The sequence below is a fragment of the Elioraea tepida genome, from assembly GCF_019203965.1.
In the GTDB taxonomy this organism is placed as follows: Bacteria; Pseudomonadota; Alphaproteobacteria; order Acetobacterales; family Acetobacteraceae; genus Elioraea_A; species Elioraea_A tepida.
On the sequence record NZ_CP076448.1, the window covers coordinates 622,335 to 642,432 of the forward strand.

Consider the following 20,098-nt stretch of genomic DNA (forward strand, 5'->3'; position numbering starts at 1 on the left):
GCGATGTCGGACCCTCGCTGGCTGTCTCCGGAGGGGTGAATGGATCTCGTGTGGCTTCTCGCGGGCTTGGGCCTTCTCGTTCTCGGCGCCGAAGGCCTCGTGCGCGGCGGCGTGGGGCTCGCGCGGCGTCTCGGCGTCTCGCCGCTTCTCGTTGGCGTCACGATCGTCGCCTGGGGCACCTCGACGCCCGAGCTCGTCGTCTCGGTGGAGGCGGCGCTGAAGGGCTTGGGCGGGATCGCCGTCGGCAATGTCGTCGGCTCGAACATCGCCAATGTGCTGCTGATCCTTGCCGTCGCCGCTCTCATCTGGCCGATCTCGGTCAGGCCAGAGGCGATCCGGCGCGATGGGCTGTTCGTGCTCGGCGCGACGGTGGTGTTCCTCGCCATCGCACTCTCGACCGACAGGCTGCTCTGGTGGCACGGCGTGCTCTGCCTCTGCCTGCTCGCCGGAGCGACCGTGCTCACCTACCTGCAGGAGCGTGGCGGCGGCACGGCCTCGGGTGCGCTGCACGCCGCCGAGGCGGAGGAGGTGCAGAAGGTTCCACGCACCCCGCTGCTGTCGGCCTTGATGGTCGCGGCCGGCATCGGCCTGCTCGTGCTGGGCGGCGAGCTGATGATCGGGGCGGCGGTTGCCATCGCCCGTGCCATCGGCGTGTCGGAAGTGGTGATCGGGCTCACCCTGGTCGCGGTCGGCACCTCCCTGCCGGAGCTTGTGACCTCGATCGTCGCCGCGTTGCGGCGCCATTCCGACATCGCGCTCGGCAACATCCTCGGCTCGAACATCTACAACATCCTCGCCATTCTCGGCGTGGCGTCGGTGATCGCGCCGACCGCGATCCCGCCCGAGATCGCGCGCACGGAGATGTGGGTGATGGCCGCGGCAAGCCTGCTTCTTTTGCCCGCGATGATCTCCGGGCGCGTCGGGCGCGCGCTCGGCGCCGTGATGCTCGCGGGCTACGGGCTCTATGTGGGGCGGCTGATCCTCGGCGCTTGAGGCTACGTCCCGACCTTCAGCGTCGCGGTCAGCCCCCTCAGGCAGGCGAGCAGGGACAGTGGGGTGATCTTGCCGGTGCGGGGGTTCTCCTCCGACGGAACGTTCTCGATCGTCATCGTCAGCCGCACCGTGTCCGCCTCCACCGTCACCGTGTGGGTGTTGCGCGTGACGGTCGGATCGGCCCAGATCTCGAGCCGCGTGCGATCCGGCTCGATGCCTGCGAGCGCGAGCGCGGCTGCGACATTGACGTTCGCCGGGAACCCGATCGCTCCCTCGCGGGCACTGCCTGCGAACACCCTCGTCGGCGTCGTGATCGTTGTCACATCGATGCCGTGCTGTTCGAGATAGGGAGCGCCGGCAAGCCCGCGGGGCGGCTTACGCGTCACGAGCGTCACACTCTCGACCTTTCCCTCGGCAGCGGCGCGGACGGCATCGAGGCCGAGGAGAGCGCCGGTCGGCACGATGATCCGCGCGCCGGTCTCCCTGGCCCGCTCGACGAGCTGCATGCGCGGCAAGAGCGCGCCGACGGAGGACACCACCGCGATTCGCCCCGCCTCGATGGCGGGCGAGACGATCGCCTCGAAGGCGGCGGCGGGAGCGGCCTCCACGACCACGTCGGCGAGCCCTGCGAGATCGGCGACGTCGGTCACCACGGGCGGGGAGGCGAAGCCCGCCACCGCCGCCCTCGCCTTGTCCCTGTCGCGTGCGGCGACCGCAACGAGGCGCAAGCCCTCCACACCGGCATCGAGCGCCTTGGCAAGCGTGAGACCGATCGCCCCGAGCCCTGCGATTCCAACCGTGAGCATCTGCCATACCTTTCTGAGAGGACCGACACTTCGGGAGCCGCGGACGGGCCGGCACGGCCCGCCATCGCGCCACGCGGCCCGCGTCACCGCGTGACGGCGCCGCTCGCTCCCGTCAAGTGAGATGGCGAGGCGGAGCGATACCGGAGAGCTCCGGCCGACCAGCGCGCAGAGGCTCCTTGCGACGGAGGAGTAGGGGGCGAAGACGGTCTGTGCGACAGCGTCGATGCTCGCCTCGACCTCGGCGCACGACGAGGCGCTGATGTATCGGCGCGATTGTGCCGCTGCCGACGGCGCGTTTGACAGGGCGCCCTCGACCTCCACTGGTGCGCGAGCACGACTCGCACGAACAAAACGGAGGCCGCGAACCGCCCTGTCGCCCGGACAGACCTGAGTGGACGGATCAGCTGTGCGTGATGATCAGTCGGGCCGGACAATCGGTCCGGGGCAGCGCTGGGGCGACCTACGGGACTCGAACCCGTGACATCCAGGACCACAACCTGGCGCTCTACCAACTGAGCTAAGGCCGCCGCACGGCGGCGCCAATACGCCTCCTCGCCTCATGCCGTCAACGCCCTCGGCGCACCCTGGGGCGTGCGCGCGGACAACGCCGCCTCAAGCCGCGCGAGCGCGAGGTCGAGCGTCGAGTTATGCTTGCAGAAGGCGAACCGGACATAGTGCCGCGGCGCCGTCGCCGCATCGGCATAGAAGGCTGAGACCGGGATCGCCGCGACTTTGGCCGTCTCGGTCAGCCACCGGCAGAAGGCGACGTCGTCGCCCGCGAAGCCCAAGGGACGGAAATCGGCCGAGACGAAGTAGCTGCCGCGCGTCTCGAGCACGCCGAAGCCCAGGCGCGCAAGCCCGGCAGAGAGCCGGTCGCGCTTGCCTTGGAGCTCGGCGGCGAGCTCCGCGAAATACGCATCCGGCTTGGCAAGGCCAAGAGCGACCGCGCGCTGCAGGTTCGGCGGCGTTGTGAAGGTGAGAAGCTGGTGCGCCTTGGCGACGACGCCAGCAAGGCGCGCCGGCGCCGTCACGTAGCCGACCTTCCAGCCGGTCAGAGAGAAGGTTTTGCCTGCCGAGCCGATGCGCATGCAGCGCTCGCGCATGCCAGGAAGGCTCATCAGCGGGATGTGGCGCCAGCCATCGAAGGTGAGATGCTCGTACACCTCGTCGCAGATCGCATAGGCGTCATGCTTCTGCAGGAGGTCGGCGAGGAAGGCGAGCTCGGCGGCGGTGAACACCTTCGCGCAGGGGTTCTGCGGTGAGTTCATCAGGAGCGCCTTGGTGCGCGGCCCGAAGGCGGCGGCAAGCGCGGCACGCGGCAGCTCCCACTTCGGCGGCTCGAGGCGGACGAGTTTCGGCACCGCCCCGAGCATCCGCACCACAGGCAGGTAGGTGTCGTAGAGCGGCTCGATCAACACCACTTCGTCGCCCGGGTCGAGCACAGCCATCAGGCAGGCGGTGATCGCCTCCGTCGCCCCTGAGGTGACGACCACCTCGGTCGCCGGGTCGGCCTCGATGCCCCAGAAGCGTCGATTGGCAGCAGCCACCGCGGCGCGAAGCTCAGGCACTCCGGTCAGCGGCGGGTACTGGTTCCGCCCGTCGAGCAGGGCATCGGCCGCTGCCCGCACCACATCGGCAGGGCCGTCGGCGTCGGGGAAGCCCTGGCCCAGATTGACTGCGCCGTGCTCGACGGCGAGCGCGCTCATCACGGTGAAGATCGTCGTGCCGGTATTGGCAAGCAGCGTGTTCGGCGCCTTCATCGCTCGCGCAGCCCCCATCGTTGACCGAGGCATCCCCCGCCGGACTATGGGCGTGGCGCCGCTGCGGCGCAACGCCGACATGGCGCTCTGCCGCAAAAACAGGCAGATGCTCAGAGCCGATGCCGGCCGCCATCGCCCCGACATCCCCACGCTTCGACGGCACGGGCTTGATGGCGTGGCACATCCCGTGCAAGGTCGGCGCGCCGTGAGGACCGGGGGGCCGCGCCGCGGCGTTCTTGGCACGTCGGCGGTAGTGGGGATCATCCCGGAACAAGCGTCATGAAAAAGATCGAGGCCATCATCAAACCGTTCAAGCTCGACGAGGTGAAGGAGGCGCTGCACGAGGTGGGGCTTCAAGGGATCACCGTCGTCGAGGCGAAAGGGTTCGGGCGCCAGAAGGGCCACACGGAGCTCTATCGCGGCGCTGAGTACGTCGTCGATTTCCTGCCGAAGGTGAAGATCGAGGTCGTCTGCGAGGATTCGCTCGTCGATCGCGCGGTGGAGGCGATCATGTCGGCCGCGCGCACCGGCCGCATCGGTGACGGCAAGATCTTCATCACCTCGGTCGAGGAGGCGATCCGAATCCGCACCGGCGAGCGCGGGGAGGACGCGATCTAGCGCCTCAGAGGCAGAGACAGTCTTCAGCTCTCCCGTCCGCCGCGGCAGAAGCGCGAAGGGCGGGCCGCGCGGCCGGCGGCAGTCCCACAGGCCGATCCTCCGCCGTGCCCGGAGCGGGCGCGGCTCCAACCTGACCGGAACCACGCAAGGAAGGGGAACCATGGCTCCGAAGCCCGAAGTGAAGAAGGTGCTCGACATGCTCAAGGAGCACTCCGTCGAGTACGTCGATCTCCGCTTCACCGACCCGCGCGGGAAGTGGCAGCACACCGCCCAGCACGTCTCGACGATCGACGAGGACGTGTTCACTGACGGGATCATGTTCGACGGGTCCTCGATCGCCGGCTGGAAGGCGATCAACGAGAGCGACATGATCCTGATGCCCGATCCGGCGTCGGCGGTGATGGACCCCTTCGCAGCGAAGCCCTCGCTGATCCTCTTCTGCGACATCATCGAGCCGTCGACGGGCCAGGCCTACACGCGCGACCCGCGCTCGACCGCCAAGAAGGCGGAGGCCTATCTCGCCGCGACCGGCATCGGCGACACCGCCTATTTCGGCCCCGAGGCTGAGTTCTTCGTGTTCGACAGCGTGAAGTTCGGCACGGGCGGCAACTACGGGATCTACCAGCTCGACAGCATGGAAGGGCCGCAGGCGAGCCTGAAGGACTATCCCGAGGGCAACATGGGGCACCGCCCGGCCGTGAAGGGCGGCTACTTCCCGGTCCCGCCGGTCGACAGCGAGAGCGACCTGCGCGCCGAGATGCTCTCGACCATGGGCGAGATGGGCGTGGTGATCGAGAAGCACCACCACGAGGTCGCCCAGAGCCAACACGAGCTCGGGATGAAGTTCAGCACGCTGCTCCGCATGGCGGACCAGATGCAGATCTACAAGTACGTGATCCACAACGTCGCGCACAGCTACGGCAAGACCGCGACCTTCATGCCGAAGCCGATCTACGGCGACAACGGCTCAGGGATGCACGTGCACCAGTCGATCTGGAAGAAGGGCAAGCCGCTCTTCGCCGGCAACGGCTATGCTGACCTCTCCGAGACGGCGCTCTACTACATCGGCGGGATCATCAAGCACGCGAAGGCGCTCAACGCCTTCACCAATCCGACGACGAACTCCTACAAGCGGCTTATCCCGGGCTTTGAGGCGCCGGTTCTGCTCGCCTACTCGGCGCGCAACCGCTCTGCCTCCTGCCGCATCCCTTACGCGACGAGCCCGAAGGCGAAGCGCGTCGAGGTGCGCTTCCCCGACCCGTCGGCCAACCCCTATCTCGCCTTCTCGGCGATGCTGATGGCCGGGCTCGACGGCATCCAGAACCGGATCCATCCCGGCGAGGCGATGGACAAGGACCTCTATGACCTGCCGCCCGAGGAGCTGAAGGGGATCCCGACCGTCTGCGGCAGCCTGCGCGAGGCGCTCGGCGCGCTCGAGGCGGACCACGAGTTCCTGCTGAAGGGGGATGTGTTCAACCTCGACCAGATCCAGTCCTACATCGAACTGAAGTGGAACGAGGTGTACCGCTTCGAGCACACGCCGCACCCGGTCGAGTTCGAGATGTACTACTCGGTCTGAGCAGCGTCGCTGCCCCGGGGAGAACGCCGGTCCGCACCCTAGCGGGCCGGCATTCTCCTGGGAACTCCGAAGGGAAACTGAGGGAGCCCGCCGCACGGCGGGCTCCGCTTTTTGCCTCCCCGCCGGTCGGCGATCAGGCGAGTTCGCGCACCCGTTCCTCGCGTCGCTCGGGCGCAGGCAGCGCGAGCGGGCGGGGGATCAGGCAGTCGGGCAGAGGCTTGCGCGGCATCTCCTTGCGGTCATCGCCGCGCGGCGTCGGTGGCGGGGCGGCCCTCTCCTCGCGTCCGGGAGGCTTGGGGTAGAAGCGCAACGACCAGAGCTGGTAGAGCGCGATCGCGAGGATCGGCCCCTTGACCAGCAGAAGGTTCAGAACCGCGAACGTCGCCCCGTCCATACGCCCCTCCGTGCACGCGAGGGAGCGAGCCTAGAGCACAGGGGGCGCGCGAGGGAATGGGGCGCCGTTCAGCTCCCCTTCAAGAGCGGCATGCCGATGGTCGAGGAGAGCGGGGTCGGGTTGCTCGAGAGGCACCGCATCCCGAGCATCGAGGAGAGCGGCGTCGCCCCTCTGGCGAGAAGCGGCAGGCCGAGCGCCGAGGAGAACGGGGCGGGATTGGCCTTGCCGAAACCCAAGCCCCCGGTGGCGAACCAGCCAGGACGGGTGAGTGACGGGATGCCGAAGGTGCTCTCGAAGGGAAGCTTCGTCTTCGCGAGCACGGAAAGCCCGAGAGCGGTCGAGAGCGGCGTGGCGTCCTGACGCATCGGAGCCGAGGGTGCGGGCGCAGCCACTGCCTCGCCGACCGGCTCGTGCCGGTCGAGGATCGTGGTCGCGAGCCGGGCCTTGCCGAAGGGCGCGAACACGATCACGAGCTCGTTGCCCGCGGCCATCCGGTCGGCGAAGGTTTCGGCCATCGCGCGCGTGATCCCGATCGCGCGCAGGGCCGCGATCTCGCCCTCCCGGTCAGGGGCCGTCTCCCCCTCCGCCGCGCCGAAGCGGTGGACGTCGCGGAAGCCTGCGTTGCGGAGCTCGCCCGCCGCCGCCTCGGCCCGCCGACGGCTCGCATAGAACCGGCTGATCATCGTTGTCATGGACCGTCCACCCTCAGCGTGAGACAGAGATGTTTCGGGGATAGCCGTGCGCGGGCGCCGCGGCACCCGCGCGCGAAAGCAATGGCAGCATCGTCGCGAGCGCCGCAAGCAGAAGCGCGATCTCGAGCGCGAAGACGAGCGTGTATCCAGCGGCGGGGCCGAGCGCGGCGACGAGGTTTTGGCTCGCCTGGGCGAGGTCGCGAATCGGTGCGCCGAGCGCCACGCCGACGCCTGCGGCCGTCGCCTGCACCGCACCCCAAGCACCGAGGGCGAGGCCCACCTGGTCCTTCGGCGCAAGGTTCATGGTCGCGGTGAGCGTGCCGAGGCCGAACAGCCCGCCGCCGAAGCCGACCGCCAGAACGCCTACGACGAACAGCGCCGCCGACCCTAGCGGGGCAGCTGCAAGCACGGCGGCGAAGCCGGCCACGCCCGCGATACCGCCGCCGAGCGCCATGCGGAACGGATCGGCGCCGCGGCTGAGCACGCGTGAGGCGAGGGCGAAGCCGGCGAGGCTGCCTCCCGCGAGGCTCGCCGTGAGACGTGTCGTCTCCGAAACCGTCATGCCGAGCACCTCGCCGCCATAGGGCTCGAGCAGGACGTCCTGCATGCCGAAGGCCATCGTTCCGAGGCCGATCGCAACCAGTCGCGCCACCGCCCGGTTCGCGGAGAGATAGAGAGCGATCGCCTCGGCGAAACCGGGATCGTCGGACGGCTGCGCATCGAGGCCGCGACGGCGCGGCTCCTGTTTCCAGAGCGCGATGCCGTTGAGCGCGAGCGTGACCACGGCTGAGCCCTGGATCACCTGGATCAGTCGGCCCGGGCTGAACGGCTCGAGCGCGAGGCCGAAGACGAGCGCGCTTCCGATCATGCCGACGAGCAGCATCGCGTACATCAGCCCGACCATGTTGGGACGCTGCTCCGGCCGGCAGAGATCGGTCGCGAGCGCAAGCTCCACTGTCTGGGTGGTGTGCAGGCCGCCGCCGACGAGGAGGAAGGCGATCGCCGCGGAGACCTGGCCGATCCAGGCGGGGGCGCGCGCCGCCTGCCCCTCTCCCGCAAGCACGAGGAGAGCGAAGGGCATGATGGCAAGGCCGCCGAACTGCAGCATCGCGCCGTGGAACAGGAACGGCACGCGACGCCAGCCGAGCACGCAACGATAGGTGTCGGACCGGTATCCGATCAGCGCCCGGAACGGAGCGAACAGAACCGGCAAAGCGATCATACTCGCGACGATCGAGGCGGCGAGGCCGAGCTCGGCGATCATCACCCGGTTCAGCGTGCCGACGAGCAGCACGAGCGAGATGCCAACCGAGACCTGAACGAGCGAGAGGCGCAACAGCCGCGGGAGCGGCAGTTCGGGCGAGGCGGCATCGGCGAAGGGCAGGAAACGCGGCCCTGCCTCGACCCAAAGCCGCATGGCCTTCTGGCTGATCCGGTTCATCGCCTCGACCCTGCCGCGACAGGTGCCATCACCAGCACGGCGTCCGGTCCGGACCGGCGCTCGGTACGGGCAGCAGACCGAGCCCAGCCCCTGCGCCGGGTGGATGGTCCGGGCGACGGCAAGCCGGCCCCGCCCGGGTCGGGCAGGGCGGCCCCGCCGGCCGTGCCTCGCGCGCTATTGCGTCGGCGCTGCCGCCGGCGCCTCGCCGGGCGGTGCCTGGGGCCGGTGCAGCAGCGTCACGCTCTGCGGCGTGCCGCCCCGTGGCGTGATCGTCACAACGAAGGCAGCCGCGTCAGCCGGCATGCCGGAGACCGGCATGACGGTGACCACATGGGCTGGTCCGCCGTGCTTTGGGCGACGTTGACCGAAGGGGTCTGGACCTCGGCCCGGCGCGGCTTGTTGCCCTGCCAGTAGTCCGCCATCCAGGTGGTGTTGGTCATCACGGCGGCATGGACCGTGAGCGCGATCACCGCCACCCCGCCGAGGAAAAGCGGCAGGCCGACGGTTGGCTTCACCACGCACCAGATACGTCCGTTGTTCATGGTGCTGCTCCCTCTACTTCAGCCAGGGGGAGTAGATGTAGGCCAGCATGTGGGCGAACAGCGCGATCACAAAGAACACGCGGGACCCATCGATCACATACTTGTGGAGCGCTTCCGACTCCTTGATCGTCAGCCCGGTAGGCCAGACTTTGTTCGGATCGTCGAGATCGTCCATCGTTTCGGTTCTCTTTCCTTCTCTAACGCACGAACCTTTGCCAGCCTGACCATCTGTCCCCGTGAGGCAGGATGGAGGGAGGCGTTCGCGAACGCGGCCCCGAGGTGCGACCGGGGGCTGGCGCCTTTTGTCCGGGCGGCAGCCCCGGCCGCGGACCGATCTGTCATCTTCACTTGACAGATAGTGTTGTCATTGCAAGTTGACAGTCGTCTGTCAATCGTTCCTGACCCGGCACGGCCAGGCGCCTCGGCCCGGGCGAGGCAGCGCGGCGCACAGTCGCCCACGCCTGGTCCGGAGGCGCCCCCGGATCGTCGCTACGGCCCAGGCCATGGCGGGTGTGGCGCCCGGCGCAGGCCATGCGCATGATGGCCCCGTGCCCGACGACTCCGCCGCCGCCTCGTCTTCCGCCTTCGCCCCGCTCCGAAACCCGATCTTCCGAGTGGTCTGGATCGGCAATGCGGTGGCGGGCCTCGGCACCTGGCTGCAGAACACCGGCGCCGGCTGGCTGATGACGGATCTCGCGCCGGAGCCGGCGATGGTCGCGGCCGTCCAGGCGGCGACCACGCTGCCGATCTTCCTGCTCGCCCTGCCCGCGGGAGCGCTCGCCGACATCATCGACCGGCGCCTGTTCCTGATCGTTTCGCTTGCGGTGCAGGGCGCCGCCGCCTTGGCGCTCGCTGCGCTTACGCTCGCCGGGCTGACCGGCGCCTGGACGCTCCTTCTCTTCACCTTCCTGATCGGCGCCGGCAACGCGATGACCATGCCCGCCTGGGCCGCCGTCACGCCGGAGCTCGTCCGGCGCGAGGAGGTGCCGCAAGCGGTGGCGCTGCATGGGATGGCCTTCAACGGCTCGCGCGCGATCGGCCCGGCGATCGGCGGCGTGGTGCTCGCCACCGTCGGCGCCTGGGCCTGCTTCGCGGCGAATGCCGTGAGCTACCTGCCGCTGATCGGCGCTTTCGCGTCCTGGAAACCAGAGGCGGGCAACGCGCCGTCGCGCGAGCGCTTCCTCTCCGCCATCAAGGCGGGGCTCCGCTACGTCGGATCGACGCCAGGGTTCCAGCGGCTGATGCTCCGCACCGCGCTCTTGTTCGCCTTCGCCTCGGCGCCCTGGGCCTTCCTGCCCCTGATCGTGCGCGAGAAGCTCCTCCGCGGGCCGGAGACCTTCGGGCTGCTGCTCGGGGCGATGGGTGCGGGCGCCGTTCTCGGCGGGCTCGCGATGCCTCGGCTGCGCAAGCTGCTCCCGCCCGACCGGCTGGTCGCCCTCGGCGGCGTGCTCGCCTCCGCCGCGATCCTGGCGCTCGGGCTCGGCGCACACCCCCTGATCGCCGCAGCCGGCATGTTCACCTTCGGGATCGTGTGGATCACGACCATCGCCACGCTCCAGGTCGCCGCGCAGCTGTCGCTGCCGGCCTGGGTTCGCGCGCGGGCGCTGTCGCTCTACCAGATGGCGTTCTTCGGCTCCCTCACCGGTGGCACGCTTTTGTGGGGTTGGGCGGGGGAGGTCTGGGGGATCGTTCCGGCGATGACGGCCGCGGCCGTCGGCGGCGTGGCGGCCGCCGGGCTCGGCCTGCGCGTGCGGCTGCCCACGCCCGACCCCTCCGCCGCCCTCCCCGCCGGCCCGGCGCTCGCCGTTCCGCTGCCGCAGGCGTCGCACCCCGCCGCGCCCGAGCGCGGCCCGGTGGTGGTGACGATCCGCTACCTCGTGCCGAAGGAAAAGACGCGATCATTCCTGACCCTGATGGAGGAGGTGGCACGCTGCCGACGGCGCGACGGCGCCTTCGCCTGGCGCATCCTCGAGGACATGCAGGCCGATGGCGCCTGGCTCGAGATGTTCGGCCTCGAGCGCTGGGGAGACTATCCGCGCCACGCCGCGCGGATCACCGCCGCCGAGGCGACGCTGCTCGCCCGCGTCGCCTCACTGCATCAGGGAGACGGGCCGCCGGAGACACACCTCTATCTCGCGCCCACCGAATGGCGCGGGTGAGGGTCAGGCGGGTTCGCCGCGCGGCGTTTCGAGGACGGCCCAGAGCTCCGCGGTGACGATGCCGTCGGGCGTGAGCCCCGCTTGCGCCTGCACGGCGGCAACCGCGACTTCCGTTGCGGGGCCGAAGTCCCCGTCGATGGCGAGCATCAAGCCGCGATCGCGCAACTGCCGCTGCAGCCGCGCCACATCCTCGCCGCGCGAGCCGCGCCGCAGCACGGGCCGGCCGGGTGCCTCCGCGATCCCCGACCGCATCAGCGCCTCAAGCCGCGCCACAGCAGCCTTGGCCTTGGATGTGTACTGACGCCGATCGTCAAGCCCGTTGAGCCCGCCATTGATCTTGCGCGTGACAGCGATGACGTCGTCATTGTCGCAGTCCGCGTTGATGCCGCGGCGCTTCCAATACTCGCAGGCGATCTTGAGCGACAGCACCGGGTCCGCCGCCGCCTCGGGATTGTTCTCGAGGTCGACGCCGAGCGCTTCGCCGAAGTCGCGGTAGTTCGCGCGGCCGGTGAGCTGCAGAAGCCCCCGCCCCTTGTAGCGCGGGCCGTGGCCGCGACGGGTGTTGCCGAGATCGAGGCGCCCCTCGTAGGCGTCACCGGAGGCGAACTCCTCGGTCGTCCTGAAGCCTGCGGATTCGTGGCAGGTCTGGGCGAGGAAATGCGCGATCCTGAGCCGCGTGTCGATGCCGTAAGCCTCGAGTGTCGGCGCGAGCACCTCGCCCACCGCGGTGACGATCTCGCGCTGGCGTTCGGCGCGCGCGCCTGGGAAGCGCGGCGCGATCTCGAGCATCGTCTGCGCATCGACCGGAATCATCGCCCCGCCTCGCGTCTGCCTGCCTCGGACACAGGTGTCGCAACGCTACGCCATGGCTCGACGAAACGGAAACGATCCGGGCCGCGCCCGCACCTGCACGCATGCCGCCACGATGGACCGGCCTGGCATCCGCGACGCACGCGCCCACGCGTGCCCGACACATGCGCCCTCACGCGACGTCGAGAACCGCCGCAGCGATGCCCAGATACACGAGCACGCCGACGACATCCGCCATCGAGGTGACGAGGGGGGCGGAGGAGGTTGCCGGGTCGCCACCGAAACGGGACAGGATGAAGGGCAACGGCATGCCGATCAGGCTGCCGATCACCACGATCGCGACCATCGCCGCGGCAACGACGAGCGCGATCTCCGGCCCTGCGCGCAGAAGCCCGATGAGCGAGACAGCGACCGCCATCGTCGCGCCGAGCATGGCCGCCACAACCGCCTCGCGGCCGATCAGGCGCGCATAGTCGCGCAGCGTGACGTCGCCGGTCGCAAGCGCCCGCACCATCAGCGTCGAGGCCTGCGAACCCGCGTTGCCACCCGAGGCGATCAGGAGCGGCAGGAAGAACACGAGCGCGACATTGGCCGCGATCATGTCCTCGAAAGCGGCGATGCCAAAACCCGAGAGGATGTTGCCGAACACGAGCAGGACGAGCCAGACGATGCGCAGCCGCCAGAGCGTCGTGATCCTCGCCTCGAGAACGTTGACCACCACCGGCCCGCCGCGGTCGCGCCGGCCGAAGGCGAGTGCGGCCTGCTTCTGGAACGTGTCCGTGGTCTTCTGCTCGATCACGTCGATCGCATCGTCGGCGGTGACGACGCCGACGAGCTTCCCGCCGCCATTGATGACCGGCAGGCCGATCAGGTCGTACTGCTCGATCAGCGTCGCGGCCTCGTCGCGCGGCGCATCCGCCGAGACGGTAACGACCTCGCGCCGCATCACGTCCTCGATCCGTGCGCCCGGCGGGGCGAGCAGGAGGTCGCGCAGCGACACCACGCCGATGACACGACGGTCCTCGTCGATGACGTAGGCGTCGTAGATCGTTTCCCGATCGGGTTGCCTCGCGCCGGAGATGGGCGAACACCGCCTCGACCGACATCTCCGGCCGGACGGTCACGTAGTCGGAGGTCATCACCGCGCCGACAGTGTTCTCGGGGTAGGACGCGAGCTTGCGGATGTCCTCCCGCTCGGCCTGGGCGAGGCCCGGCAGGATCGCTTCGCGCTCGTCCTCGGGCAGCCGCTTGTAGAGGTCGGCCCGCTCGTCCGGCTCCATCGCGGCGAACACCTGGCCGAGCTCGGGGCGCTTCAGCGTTCGGGCAAGGGCGAGCTGATCCTCGGGCGAGAGATAGCCGAAGACCTGCGCCTGCTGCTTCACCGGCAGGGCGCGAAGCACGGCCGCCCGCATCGCGGGGGCGAGAGCCGAGAGCGCGTCGGCGATGTCGAACGGATGCCAAGCGGAGAGCTCGCGGCGCACGCCATCGGCGCCGCGGTCCGCGAGAAGGGCGGCGATCCGGGTGGCCTCGGCAAGGTCGGTCACAGCTGCGTCTCCTCTGGCGTCTGGGCGGCGGCCGGACGGGAGACGCAGGAGGTCTCAGCCTCGCCTCGCCTCCCGCCGGCGCGCGGATCGGGCGTCGTATGCGGGCCGTCGGCTCTCGCCGGCGGCCGGGCGACTACTGCCGTCGTCCATCCGTCGCTCCTTGGTCGGGTTGGGGGATGCCCCGGCGGGCCGGAGCACGCGGTACATGGGAGATGCCGGTGCGCTGTCAACCGTTGCGCCGTCGCATGGGCCGGTCATCGCGGCGGCGGATGCGCGGCATCGCCGCTCGCGGTTTGAACGCGCCTGTCCCCTTCCCACCTCCTGGTTGGCGGAGCAGGCCAAGTCCCGCCACGGAGACAGATCATGACCTCACCCCCGACGGCGCTCGGACGGCTGCACCACATCACCGCCATCGCCGCCGACCCCGGCGCCAACCTCGCCTTCTACCGCGACGTGCTTGGCCTGCGGCTCGTCAAGCGCACGGTGAACTTCGACGATCCCGGCACCTACCACCTCTACTATGGAGACGAGGTGGGCAGCCCCGGAACGATCCTGACCTTCTTTCCCTATGTCTGGGTCGCAAGGAGGCGGCACGGCACGGGCCAGGCGGAGGAGATCGCCTTCGCCATCCCCCCGGGCTCGCTCGGCTTCTGGATCGAGCGTCTGGCCGCGAAAGGTTTAGCCTGCGAGCCGCCCGCAAGGCGCTTCGGCGAGACCGTCCTCGCGTTGCGCGACCCCGACGGGCTCCTGCTCGAACTCGTGACCGACGAGGCGGCGGCGTCGCGTGCCGGTTTCGCGGTCGGCGACGTCCCGGCCGAGCACGCGATCCGAGGCTTCTTCGGCATCACGCTCTGGCTCGACGACATCGCCGCCACCGCGTCGGTGCTAACGGGGGTCCTCGGCTACGCGGCGGGGCCGGTCTGGGGGGGCCCGCGCCACCGCTTCGTCCACCCTGCCGACGGCCCCGGGCGGATCATCGACCTGCGGGCGGCACAGGGCGTCTCCCGCGGCGCGCAGGGGGCGGGAACCGTCCATCACGTCGCCTTCCGCGCCGCCGACGACGCCGCTCAGGCCGGCGCAACCGCGGCGCTCGTGCCGCTCGATCTTCGCCTGACGCCGCAGCAGGACCGGATATACGTCCGCTCCACCTATTTCCGCGAGCCAGGAGGCGTTCTGTTCGAGATCGCGACGGACGATCCCGGCTTCGCGATCGACGAACCGGTCGATCGTCTCGGGCAGGCGCTGATGCTTCCGGAACGTTACGAGCCGTATCGCGCCAGGATCGAGGCGGTTCTGCCACGCCTCGAGCCGGAATCGTGATGCACCGCTCGCGCGCGCCGGGCGGCCATGAGATCCGCCGGCGACGGCGATCGCCGATCTCCGAGATCGGCTCTTCGGGTTGACGAAACCCGGGCCGAGGCCACACCTATCGAACGTGATTGCGGGAGATCAGGCATGCGCAGGACGCGCAACGACATCGCCGAGAACGCCCGCGCGGGAGTGATCTCGATCCCGTCTGCGCGGCTCGCCGACGTGATCGATCGTGAGCCCGCGTTCAGGGGGAATGTCCGGAACGTTCCGGGCATTCCCTTGGTCACGCTGCACGCGATGTTCGACGCGCCTCAGCCGAGGCCTGCGGAGCACATCGACGATCTCGCCGAGCGGATCACTGCTCTCGGCGGAACAGCCATGGGCAGCGCCCAGGCCGTCAGCACCGCGACCTCGCTCGCCCCCTTCCCGACCGATCTGGTCGACGGGCTGCGGCTCGTCGAGGCGCTGGCCGACCGGACCGCCGCGCTCACCAGATCGGTGCGCCAGGGGATCGACGAGACCGCCGAGATCGGCGATGCCGGCTCGGCCGAGCTGCTGACGGGCCACCCCCGCGAGCTCGACAAGATCCTCTGGTTGCTCGAGGTGCATCTTGAGCGGCGCTGAGCCGCGCCATGTATCACACGATCCCTGAACTCGGTTTCACGCCCGGTGCCGGCACGCCAGGAAATGGCGGGTGCGTGTTCGCCATCTACTACGATGATTGAGGCCGGGCCGGTGCGGACCGCGCCTTCGAGCCCGCCGCCGACACCTTCCTCCGCCAGGCAGCGCGCTGGTTCCCGGCCGCAGTGCAGCTGCGCCTCGCCGCGAGGTCGGTCGCCGGCCTCCTGCGCGCCTGGGACAGCGTGGCGGCAGAGGTGAACGGCGCGGCCGGCACCATCTTGTGCGGCGGCCTGTTCACGCACGCGACCAAAGGCGGGCCCTATCCCGGAGGCCTCCAGGGAGGACTCGAGTTCTCGAGGCGCGACGAGGAGATCCGGCTCTGCACGACCGAAATCACGGTCGAGACTGCGCGGATCGGGCGGATGACGCAGCTCCCCTGGGCACCCTCAGCGTTCCTTGTCCTCGGCGGTTGCAAGATCGCCATCGCCTCCGCTCCCGGGCACTCTCCCGTCGCGCAGACCTTCGCCCTACGCCAGGGCGTGCGCACGATCCGCCAGCAGGGCGTCGCCTATTTCTCGACGCGCTGGAACGACTACCGCCGGAGCACGCCGGCGGACAACGAGATCTCCCTCTGGGCCTATGCGCGCGGCCGCAACGTCTTCCCTCTCTTCGCCTCCGACCAGCGCTTGACCGGGATCGTGTTCCGCTGAGCGGACGCCGCGTCGGGGACGGGAACCGGCTGCGAGACACCCCGTCATCGCAACCGATCCCAACCTCCCCGCGCGCGGGCTATGGCGCGAGAGGGGACGGAGGCACCCTGCCCTGTCATCTGCCGCTCCGCGACAACGCGCAGGGCGATCGGCCGTAGCTTCCGAGTTCGTGCCAGCCGCCACAAGAGCTTGTAGGCGTGACGGCCAATGGCCTACTTTGCCTGCCTGGAAGAGGAACACAGCATGAACGACCTGTTCGGCGGCACGGCAGGCAAGGCGGAAGCCGGTTACACCGCCAAGGACATCGAGGTTCTCGAGGGGCTCGAACCGGTCCGGCGCCGGCCAGGAATGTATATCGGCGGCACGGACGAGAACGCCCTGCACCATCTCGTCGCCGAGATCCTCGACAACGCGATGGACGAGGCGGTTGCCGGCCATGCGACCTTCATCGAGCTCACGCTCGGCAAGGACGACTGGGTGACGGTGCGCGACAACGGGCGGGGCATCCCCGTCGACCCGCACCCGAAATTCAAGGACAAGTCGGCGCTCGAGGTGATCCTCACCACACTTCACTCGGGCGGAAAGTTCGGCGGCAAGGCCTACGACACCTCCGGCGGGCTGCATGGCGTCGGCGCCTCGGTGGTGAACGCGCTGTCTGAGACGCTCGAGGTCGAGGTCGCGCGTGACCGCACGCTCTACGCGATGAGCTTCGCGCGCGGCAAGCCGACCTCAAAGCTTCTCACCAAGGGCACGGTGAACAACCGTCGCGGCACGGAGGTTCGGTTCCGGCCCGACCGCACGATCTTCAAGGACTGCCATTTCCGCCCCAACCGCCTGTTCCGGATGGCCCGGTCGAAGGCCTATCTGTTTCGCGGCGTCGAGATACGCTGGCGCTGCGACCCGTCCCTGATCGCGAAGGATGATCCCACCCCGGTAGAGGCGACGCTTCACTTCCCCGGCGGCCTCGCCGACTTCCTCGCCGCCGCGACCGAGGGAAAGGAGCAACTCACGCCGAGACATTTTGAGGGCGAAGCGGCGCTCGAGGGCGGCGGCAGGGTGGAATGGGCGGTCACCTGGCTGATCTCAAGCGAGGGGTTCCTGAACGCCTATTGCAACACCGTTCCCACGCCCTTGGGCGGCACGCACGAGCAGGGATTCCGCTCGGCCCTTCTCAAGGGCCTGCGCGCCTATGCGGAGCTCGTCGGCAACAAGCGCGGGGCGCAGGTGACGGGAGAGGACCTGATGGGCGGGGCGGCGGCCATGCTTTCCGTGTTCATCCGCGAGCCGCAGTTCCAGGGCCAGACGAAGGACAAGCTCACCACGCCTGAGGCGGCGCGCTGGGTCGAGAACGCAATCCGTGACCGCTTCGACCATTGGCTCACCGGCGACCCTGAGACGGCGGCGAACCTGCTCGCCTTCGCGATCTCCCGCGCCGAGGAGCGGCTCGCCCGCCGCGAGCAGGCGACCACCGCGCGCAAGACCGCAACGCGCAAGCTTAGGCTTCCCGGCAAGCTCGCCGACTGCTCGCGCGAGGAACGTGATGGCAGCGAACTCTTCATCGTCGAAGGCGACAGCGCCGGCGGCTCGGCCAAGCAGGCGCGCGACCGCGAGACGCAGGCCGTGCTGCCGCTTCGGGGCAAGATCCTGAATGTCGCCTCGGCCACAGCCGAAAAAATGCGCGCGAACCAGGAATTGAAGGACCTGATCGAGGCGCTCGGCTGCGGCACGGGAAACGCCTTCTCGCTCGAGCGGCTCCGCTACGGCCGGATCATCATCATGACCGATGCCGATGTCGACGGCGCCCACATTGCGGCGCTGCTGATGACCTTCTTCTGGCGCGAGCTTCCCGAGCTTGTGCGGAAGGGGCACCTGTTCCTCGCCCGCCCGCCGCTCTTCCGGCTGAGCGGCGCTGGCCTCACCGTCTACGCCCAGGACGAGGCGGCGCTCGAGCGCGAGCGCAAGCGGTTCAAGCCAGGAACGAAGGTCGAGGTGAGCCGGTTCAAGGGGCTTGGCGAGATGCCGCCCGCCACACTGCGTGAGACGACGATGGACCCGAAACGTCGGACGCTGTTGCGCGTGACGATGCCGCCCGAACAGTTCGCCCGGACGCAGGACATCGTCGAGGCCTTGATGGGCCGCAGACCCGAGCTCCGCTTCGCGTTCATCCAGGAGAACGCCGCGACGCTCGACGCCGAGGCGGTGGACGTCTGACGCCGCTGCGCCGGCTCGTCCCGGCGGTGGGGAGGAGCGGCGGCGGATGCGCGGGATCCGAGGCCGCGGCCCCGCGCGGGGGTGTGCCAGCGGCCGGTGTTGCGGCTGCTGCCTCCCTTCTCGTGCTGTTCTGGCTTTGGGGCCCGCTTGCCTCACCGAGGCGTCGGCGGCGCTTCGGCTGTTTTGCGTGCAGCACGACCGGACGTGCCGGTCACTCGATCTCGAGATCGAGGAGCGCCCAGATCGCTGCCTTCTGCCAATGCATCCCGGCCCGCAGCGAGGCGTACACGCCCCCCGGAAGCGCTCCGGCGACGACGAATTTCAGCGCGAGAAGCCCCGGGCACTCGTAGCGGATGACGGTGCCCGGACAGACGCCCTCGAGCGCCCGCTGCGCCACCTCGGCGGTGATCGCCCGGGCCAGACGCGCATAGGCCGCCTCGTCCCGCGCCACGAGGGTCAAGTCGAGCACCGACCCCTTATCGCCCGATCGCCCGACGGCGAGCGCGCCAACCCTCACGGCACGGTCTCCCAGACGAGGGAAGGGGTGACGCGCGCGCGGTCGATCAGCCCATCCACCACGTCAAGGCGCGGGCGACGCTCGCTCCTGAGCCCTGCCCCTCCCGCGGGGCCGGAGAGCGTGAGAGCATAGACCTCGTCCTCGATCGCCTGCGCCGCCTCCGCATCGGGGCATCGGGCAGAGACGTGGACGCGGCATTCGGCAAGCCCCGCATTGCCGGCGTTGCGCCCGGCGAGAATCGAATCGATCCCGACCAGATCGATCCTGACATCCTCTTCCGGGAGGTCGGCGAGCCGATGCCGAAGCACATCGGCGGCAAGCCGCGCGCGCGCCTCTGCCCCCGTGCCGGCGAAGCCGATCTCGACATCGGCGATCATGCCCGGCCGCTCGACGAAGCCGGACACCTTTAGCGCCTCCGGCCGGCCCTGGGCAGCCGCGCCCGAGACGCGCACGCGGTTTCGGCCCGTCTCCTCGATCCGGATGCTGGTGAAGTCGAGGATCAGATCGGGCGTGATGTAGCGTGCCGGATCATGCACCTCGTAGAGGAGCTGCAACGTCGCGGTGAGGCGATCGAGTCGACCGGGCGCTCCCTCGAGCAGGAAGAGCTCCGCACTCCCGTCCGGCCTCACGGTCGCAAGCGGATAGCCGAGCGATGCGAGCGCCGCCGCCGAGAGTCTCTCCCCGTCCGGCCCCTCGAAGTTCCCGCCGCTGACCTGGCCGCCGCATTCGAGAAGATGGCCGACGGTCAGCGCCCCCGCGAGTGCGGTCTCTCTTCCATCCAGGATCGGAACGATCTCGGCGGCGAACAGGGCGCTGTCCGCAGTCCGGCCCGTGACGATGACGTCGGCGCCGGCCTCGATCGCGGGCGCGAGCGCATCCGCCCCGAGATAGGCGTGCGCGCCGAGGAGCGTCCCCTCGATCTTCTCGGTCCAGGCGATCTCCCCGGCAAGCGGCAGCACATCATCGCCGACCACGGCGGCGACACGCAGCCCCGAAAGCCCCAGCTCCCGCGCCAGCGCCACGATCGCCCGCGCCGCGGCGGCGGGGTTCGCAGCACCCAGATTGCTGATGATCCGGCTGCCTGACCGTCGCGCGGGGCCGAGCAGCGGGGTGAGCCGGCGCCGAAGGCGGGGGTCCGCCCCGGCGTTCGGGTCGGCGCGGCGCGCGCGAAGCGCCGCGACGAGCGTCCGCTCCGCGAGGCATTCGAGCACCACCGCGTCGCAGAGCCCTGACGTCGCGAGCGCCACGGCCGGATCGATCCGATCCCCGGCGAAGCCTGCGCCGGCGCCGACCGTCCGCATGGCAGCGTATCGCTGTCGTTCCGCCGATCCGCCGCTCGCCGTCATCTCCTGGTGCTGTTCGTTCCCGCTGTCACGTGCGGATCCTCGCG

At 69.7% G+C, this 20,098-nt stretch carries 19 protein-coding genes, 1 tRNA gene and 2 pseudogenes; 8 read left to right on the forward strand and 14 right to left on the reverse strand.

Annotation, left to right across the window (positions count from 1 at the left end):
- Positions 1-39: 39 nt before the first annotated feature.
- Positions 40-993 carry a calcium/sodium antiporter gene (locus tag KO353_RS02935; protein WP_218286276.1) on the forward strand — a complete coding sequence of 318 codons (954 nt, stop codon included), beginning with the start codon at positions 40-42 and terminating at the stop codon, positions 991-993.
- A 2-nt stretch (positions 994-995) separates the two neighbouring features.
- On the opposite strand, the gene KO353_RS02940 is transcribed toward KO353_RS02935, so the two are convergent.
- From KO353_RS02940 to KO353_RS02950, 3 genes are all read right to left on the reverse strand, one after another.
- Entirely contained in the window at positions 996-1,799 is an 804-nt protein-coding gene (locus tag KO353_RS02940) for an aspartate dehydrogenase (protein ID WP_218286277.1), read from the reverse strand.
- Between the two features lie 451 nt (positions 1,800-2,250).
- A tRNA-His gene (locus tag KO353_RS02945) sits at positions 2,251-2,326 on the reverse strand.
- Positions 2,327-2,356: 30 nt separating this feature from the next.
- Complete coding sequence (locus tag KO353_RS02950; RefSeq protein ID WP_218286278.1) at positions 2,357-3,559, reverse strand: aminotransferase; 1,203 nt, start codon at positions 3,557-3,559, stop codon at positions 2,357-2,359.
- Between the two features lie 279 nt (positions 3,560-3,838).
- On the opposite strand from KO353_RS02950, the gene KO353_RS02955 reads away from it, so the two are divergent.
- Complete coding sequence (locus tag KO353_RS02955) at positions 3,839-4,177, forward strand: P-II family nitrogen regulator (RefSeq protein WP_218286279.1); 339 nt, start codon at positions 3,839-3,841, stop codon at positions 4,175-4,177.
- A 160-nt stretch (positions 4,178-4,337) separates the two neighbouring features.
- Positions 4,338-5,756 (forward strand): type I glutamate--ammonia ligase, encoded by a 1,419-nt coding sequence (gene glnA / locus KO353_RS02960; RefSeq protein WP_218286280.1) that lies wholly within the window; start codon positions 4,338-4,340, stop codon positions 5,754-5,756.
- 133 nt (positions 5,757-5,889) lie between these two features.
- Here glnA and KO353_RS02965 read toward each other — a convergent pair whose 3' ends face one another.
- From KO353_RS02965 to pufB, 5 genes are all read right to left on the reverse strand, one after another.
- Complete coding sequence (locus tag KO353_RS02965) at positions 5,890-6,150, reverse strand: hypothetical protein (protein WP_218286281.1); 261 nt, start codon at positions 6,148-6,150, stop codon at positions 5,890-5,892.
- A 68-nt stretch (positions 6,151-6,218) separates the two neighbouring features.
- Positions 6,219-6,842, reverse strand: a complete 624-nt coding sequence (locus tag KO353_RS02970; RefSeq protein WP_218286282.1) for a hypothetical protein — start codon at positions 6,840-6,842, stop codon at positions 6,219-6,221.
- Positions 6,843-6,855: 13 nt separating this feature from the next.
- Positions 6,856-8,283 carry an MFS transporter gene (locus KO353_RS02975; protein ID WP_218286283.1) on the reverse strand — a complete coding sequence of 476 codons (1,428 nt, stop codon included), beginning with the start codon at positions 8,281-8,283 and terminating at the stop codon, positions 6,856-6,858.
- Between the two features lie 272 nt (positions 8,284-8,555).
- Entirely contained in the window at positions 8,556-8,825 is a 270-nt protein-coding gene (locus tag KO353_RS16645) for a light-harvesting protein (RefSeq protein WP_218286284.1), read from the reverse strand.
- Between the two features lie 13 nt (positions 8,826-8,838).
- The gene (pufB, locus tag KO353_RS02985; protein WP_218286285.1) at positions 8,839-9,000 is read right to left on the reverse strand and encodes a light-harvesting antenna LH1, beta subunit; all 162 of its coding nucleotides are present in this window, start codon (positions 8,998-9,000) and stop codon (positions 8,839-8,841) included.
- Between the two features lie 373 nt (positions 9,001-9,373).
- Between pufB and KO353_RS02990 the strand changes: the two genes are divergently transcribed.
- Positions 9,374-10,984, forward strand: coding sequence for an MFS transporter (locus KO353_RS02990; protein ID WP_218286286.1), 1,611 nt, complete (start codon positions 9,374-9,376; stop codon positions 10,982-10,984).
- 3 nt (positions 10,985-10,987) lie between these two features.
- On the opposite strand, the gene KO353_RS02995 is transcribed toward KO353_RS02990, so the two are convergent.
- The 4 genes and pseudogenes from KO353_RS02995 to KO353_RS16985 form a co-directional block, all read right to left on the reverse strand.
- Entirely contained in the window at positions 10,988-11,797 is an 810-nt protein-coding gene (locus tag KO353_RS02995) for a peptidoglycan-binding protein (RefSeq protein ID WP_218286287.1), read from the reverse strand.
- Between the two features lie 169 nt (positions 11,798-11,966).
- Positions 11,967-12,797, reverse strand: a complete 831-nt coding sequence (locus KO353_RS03000; protein WP_235691998.1) for a magnesium transporter — start codon at positions 12,795-12,797, stop codon at positions 11,967-11,969.
- A gap of 3 nt (positions 12,798-12,800) precedes the next feature.
- A pseudogene (locus KO353_RS16980) lies at positions 12,801-12,875 on the reverse strand (hypothetical protein); the annotation flags it as partial.
- Positions 12,876-13,008: 133 nt separating this feature from the next.
- Positions 13,009-13,206 (reverse strand): annotated as a pseudogene (locus KO353_RS16985) (magnesium transporter MgtE N-terminal domain-containing protein); the annotation flags it as partial.
- A 495-nt stretch (positions 13,207-13,701) separates the two neighbouring features.
- Here KO353_RS16985 and KO353_RS03010 point away from each other — a divergent pair.
- The 4 genes from KO353_RS03010 to parE all read left to right on the forward strand — a co-directional run bounded on the left by KO353_RS03010 (position 13,702) and on the right by parE (position 18,191).
- Entirely contained in the window at positions 13,702-14,658 is a 957-nt protein-coding gene (locus KO353_RS03010; protein WP_218286288.1) for a VOC family protein, read from the forward strand.
- Between the two features lie 135 nt (positions 14,659-14,793).
- Positions 14,794-15,273, forward strand: a complete 480-nt coding sequence (gene dps, locus KO353_RS03015) for a DNA starvation/stationary phase protection protein Dps (protein WP_218286289.1) — start codon at positions 14,794-14,796, stop codon at positions 15,271-15,273.
- Positions 15,274-15,455: 182 nt separating this feature from the next.
- Positions 15,456-15,980 (forward strand): hypothetical protein, encoded by a 525-nt coding sequence (locus tag KO353_RS03020; RefSeq protein WP_218286290.1) that lies wholly within the window; start codon positions 15,456-15,458, stop codon positions 15,978-15,980.
- Between the two features lie 243 nt (positions 15,981-16,223).
- Complete coding sequence (gene parE / locus KO353_RS03025; RefSeq protein ID WP_218286291.1) at positions 16,224-18,191, forward strand: DNA topoisomerase IV subunit B; 1,968 nt, start codon at positions 16,224-16,226, stop codon at positions 18,189-18,191.
- Between the two features lie 211 nt (positions 18,192-18,402).
- Here the strand turns inward: parE and KO353_RS03030 are convergent, their stop codons facing one another.
- Entirely contained in the window at positions 18,403-18,708 is a 306-nt protein-coding gene (locus KO353_RS03030; protein WP_218286292.1) for an AtuA-related protein, read from the reverse strand.
- Entirely contained in the window at positions 18,705-20,009 is a 1,305-nt protein-coding gene (locus tag KO353_RS03035) for an acyclic terpene utilization AtuA family protein (RefSeq protein ID WP_218286293.1), read from the reverse strand. Before KO353_RS03035 ends, KO353_RS03030 begins: the two co-directional genes overlap by 4 nt.
- Between the last annotated feature and the right edge of the window lie 89 nt (positions 20,010-20,098).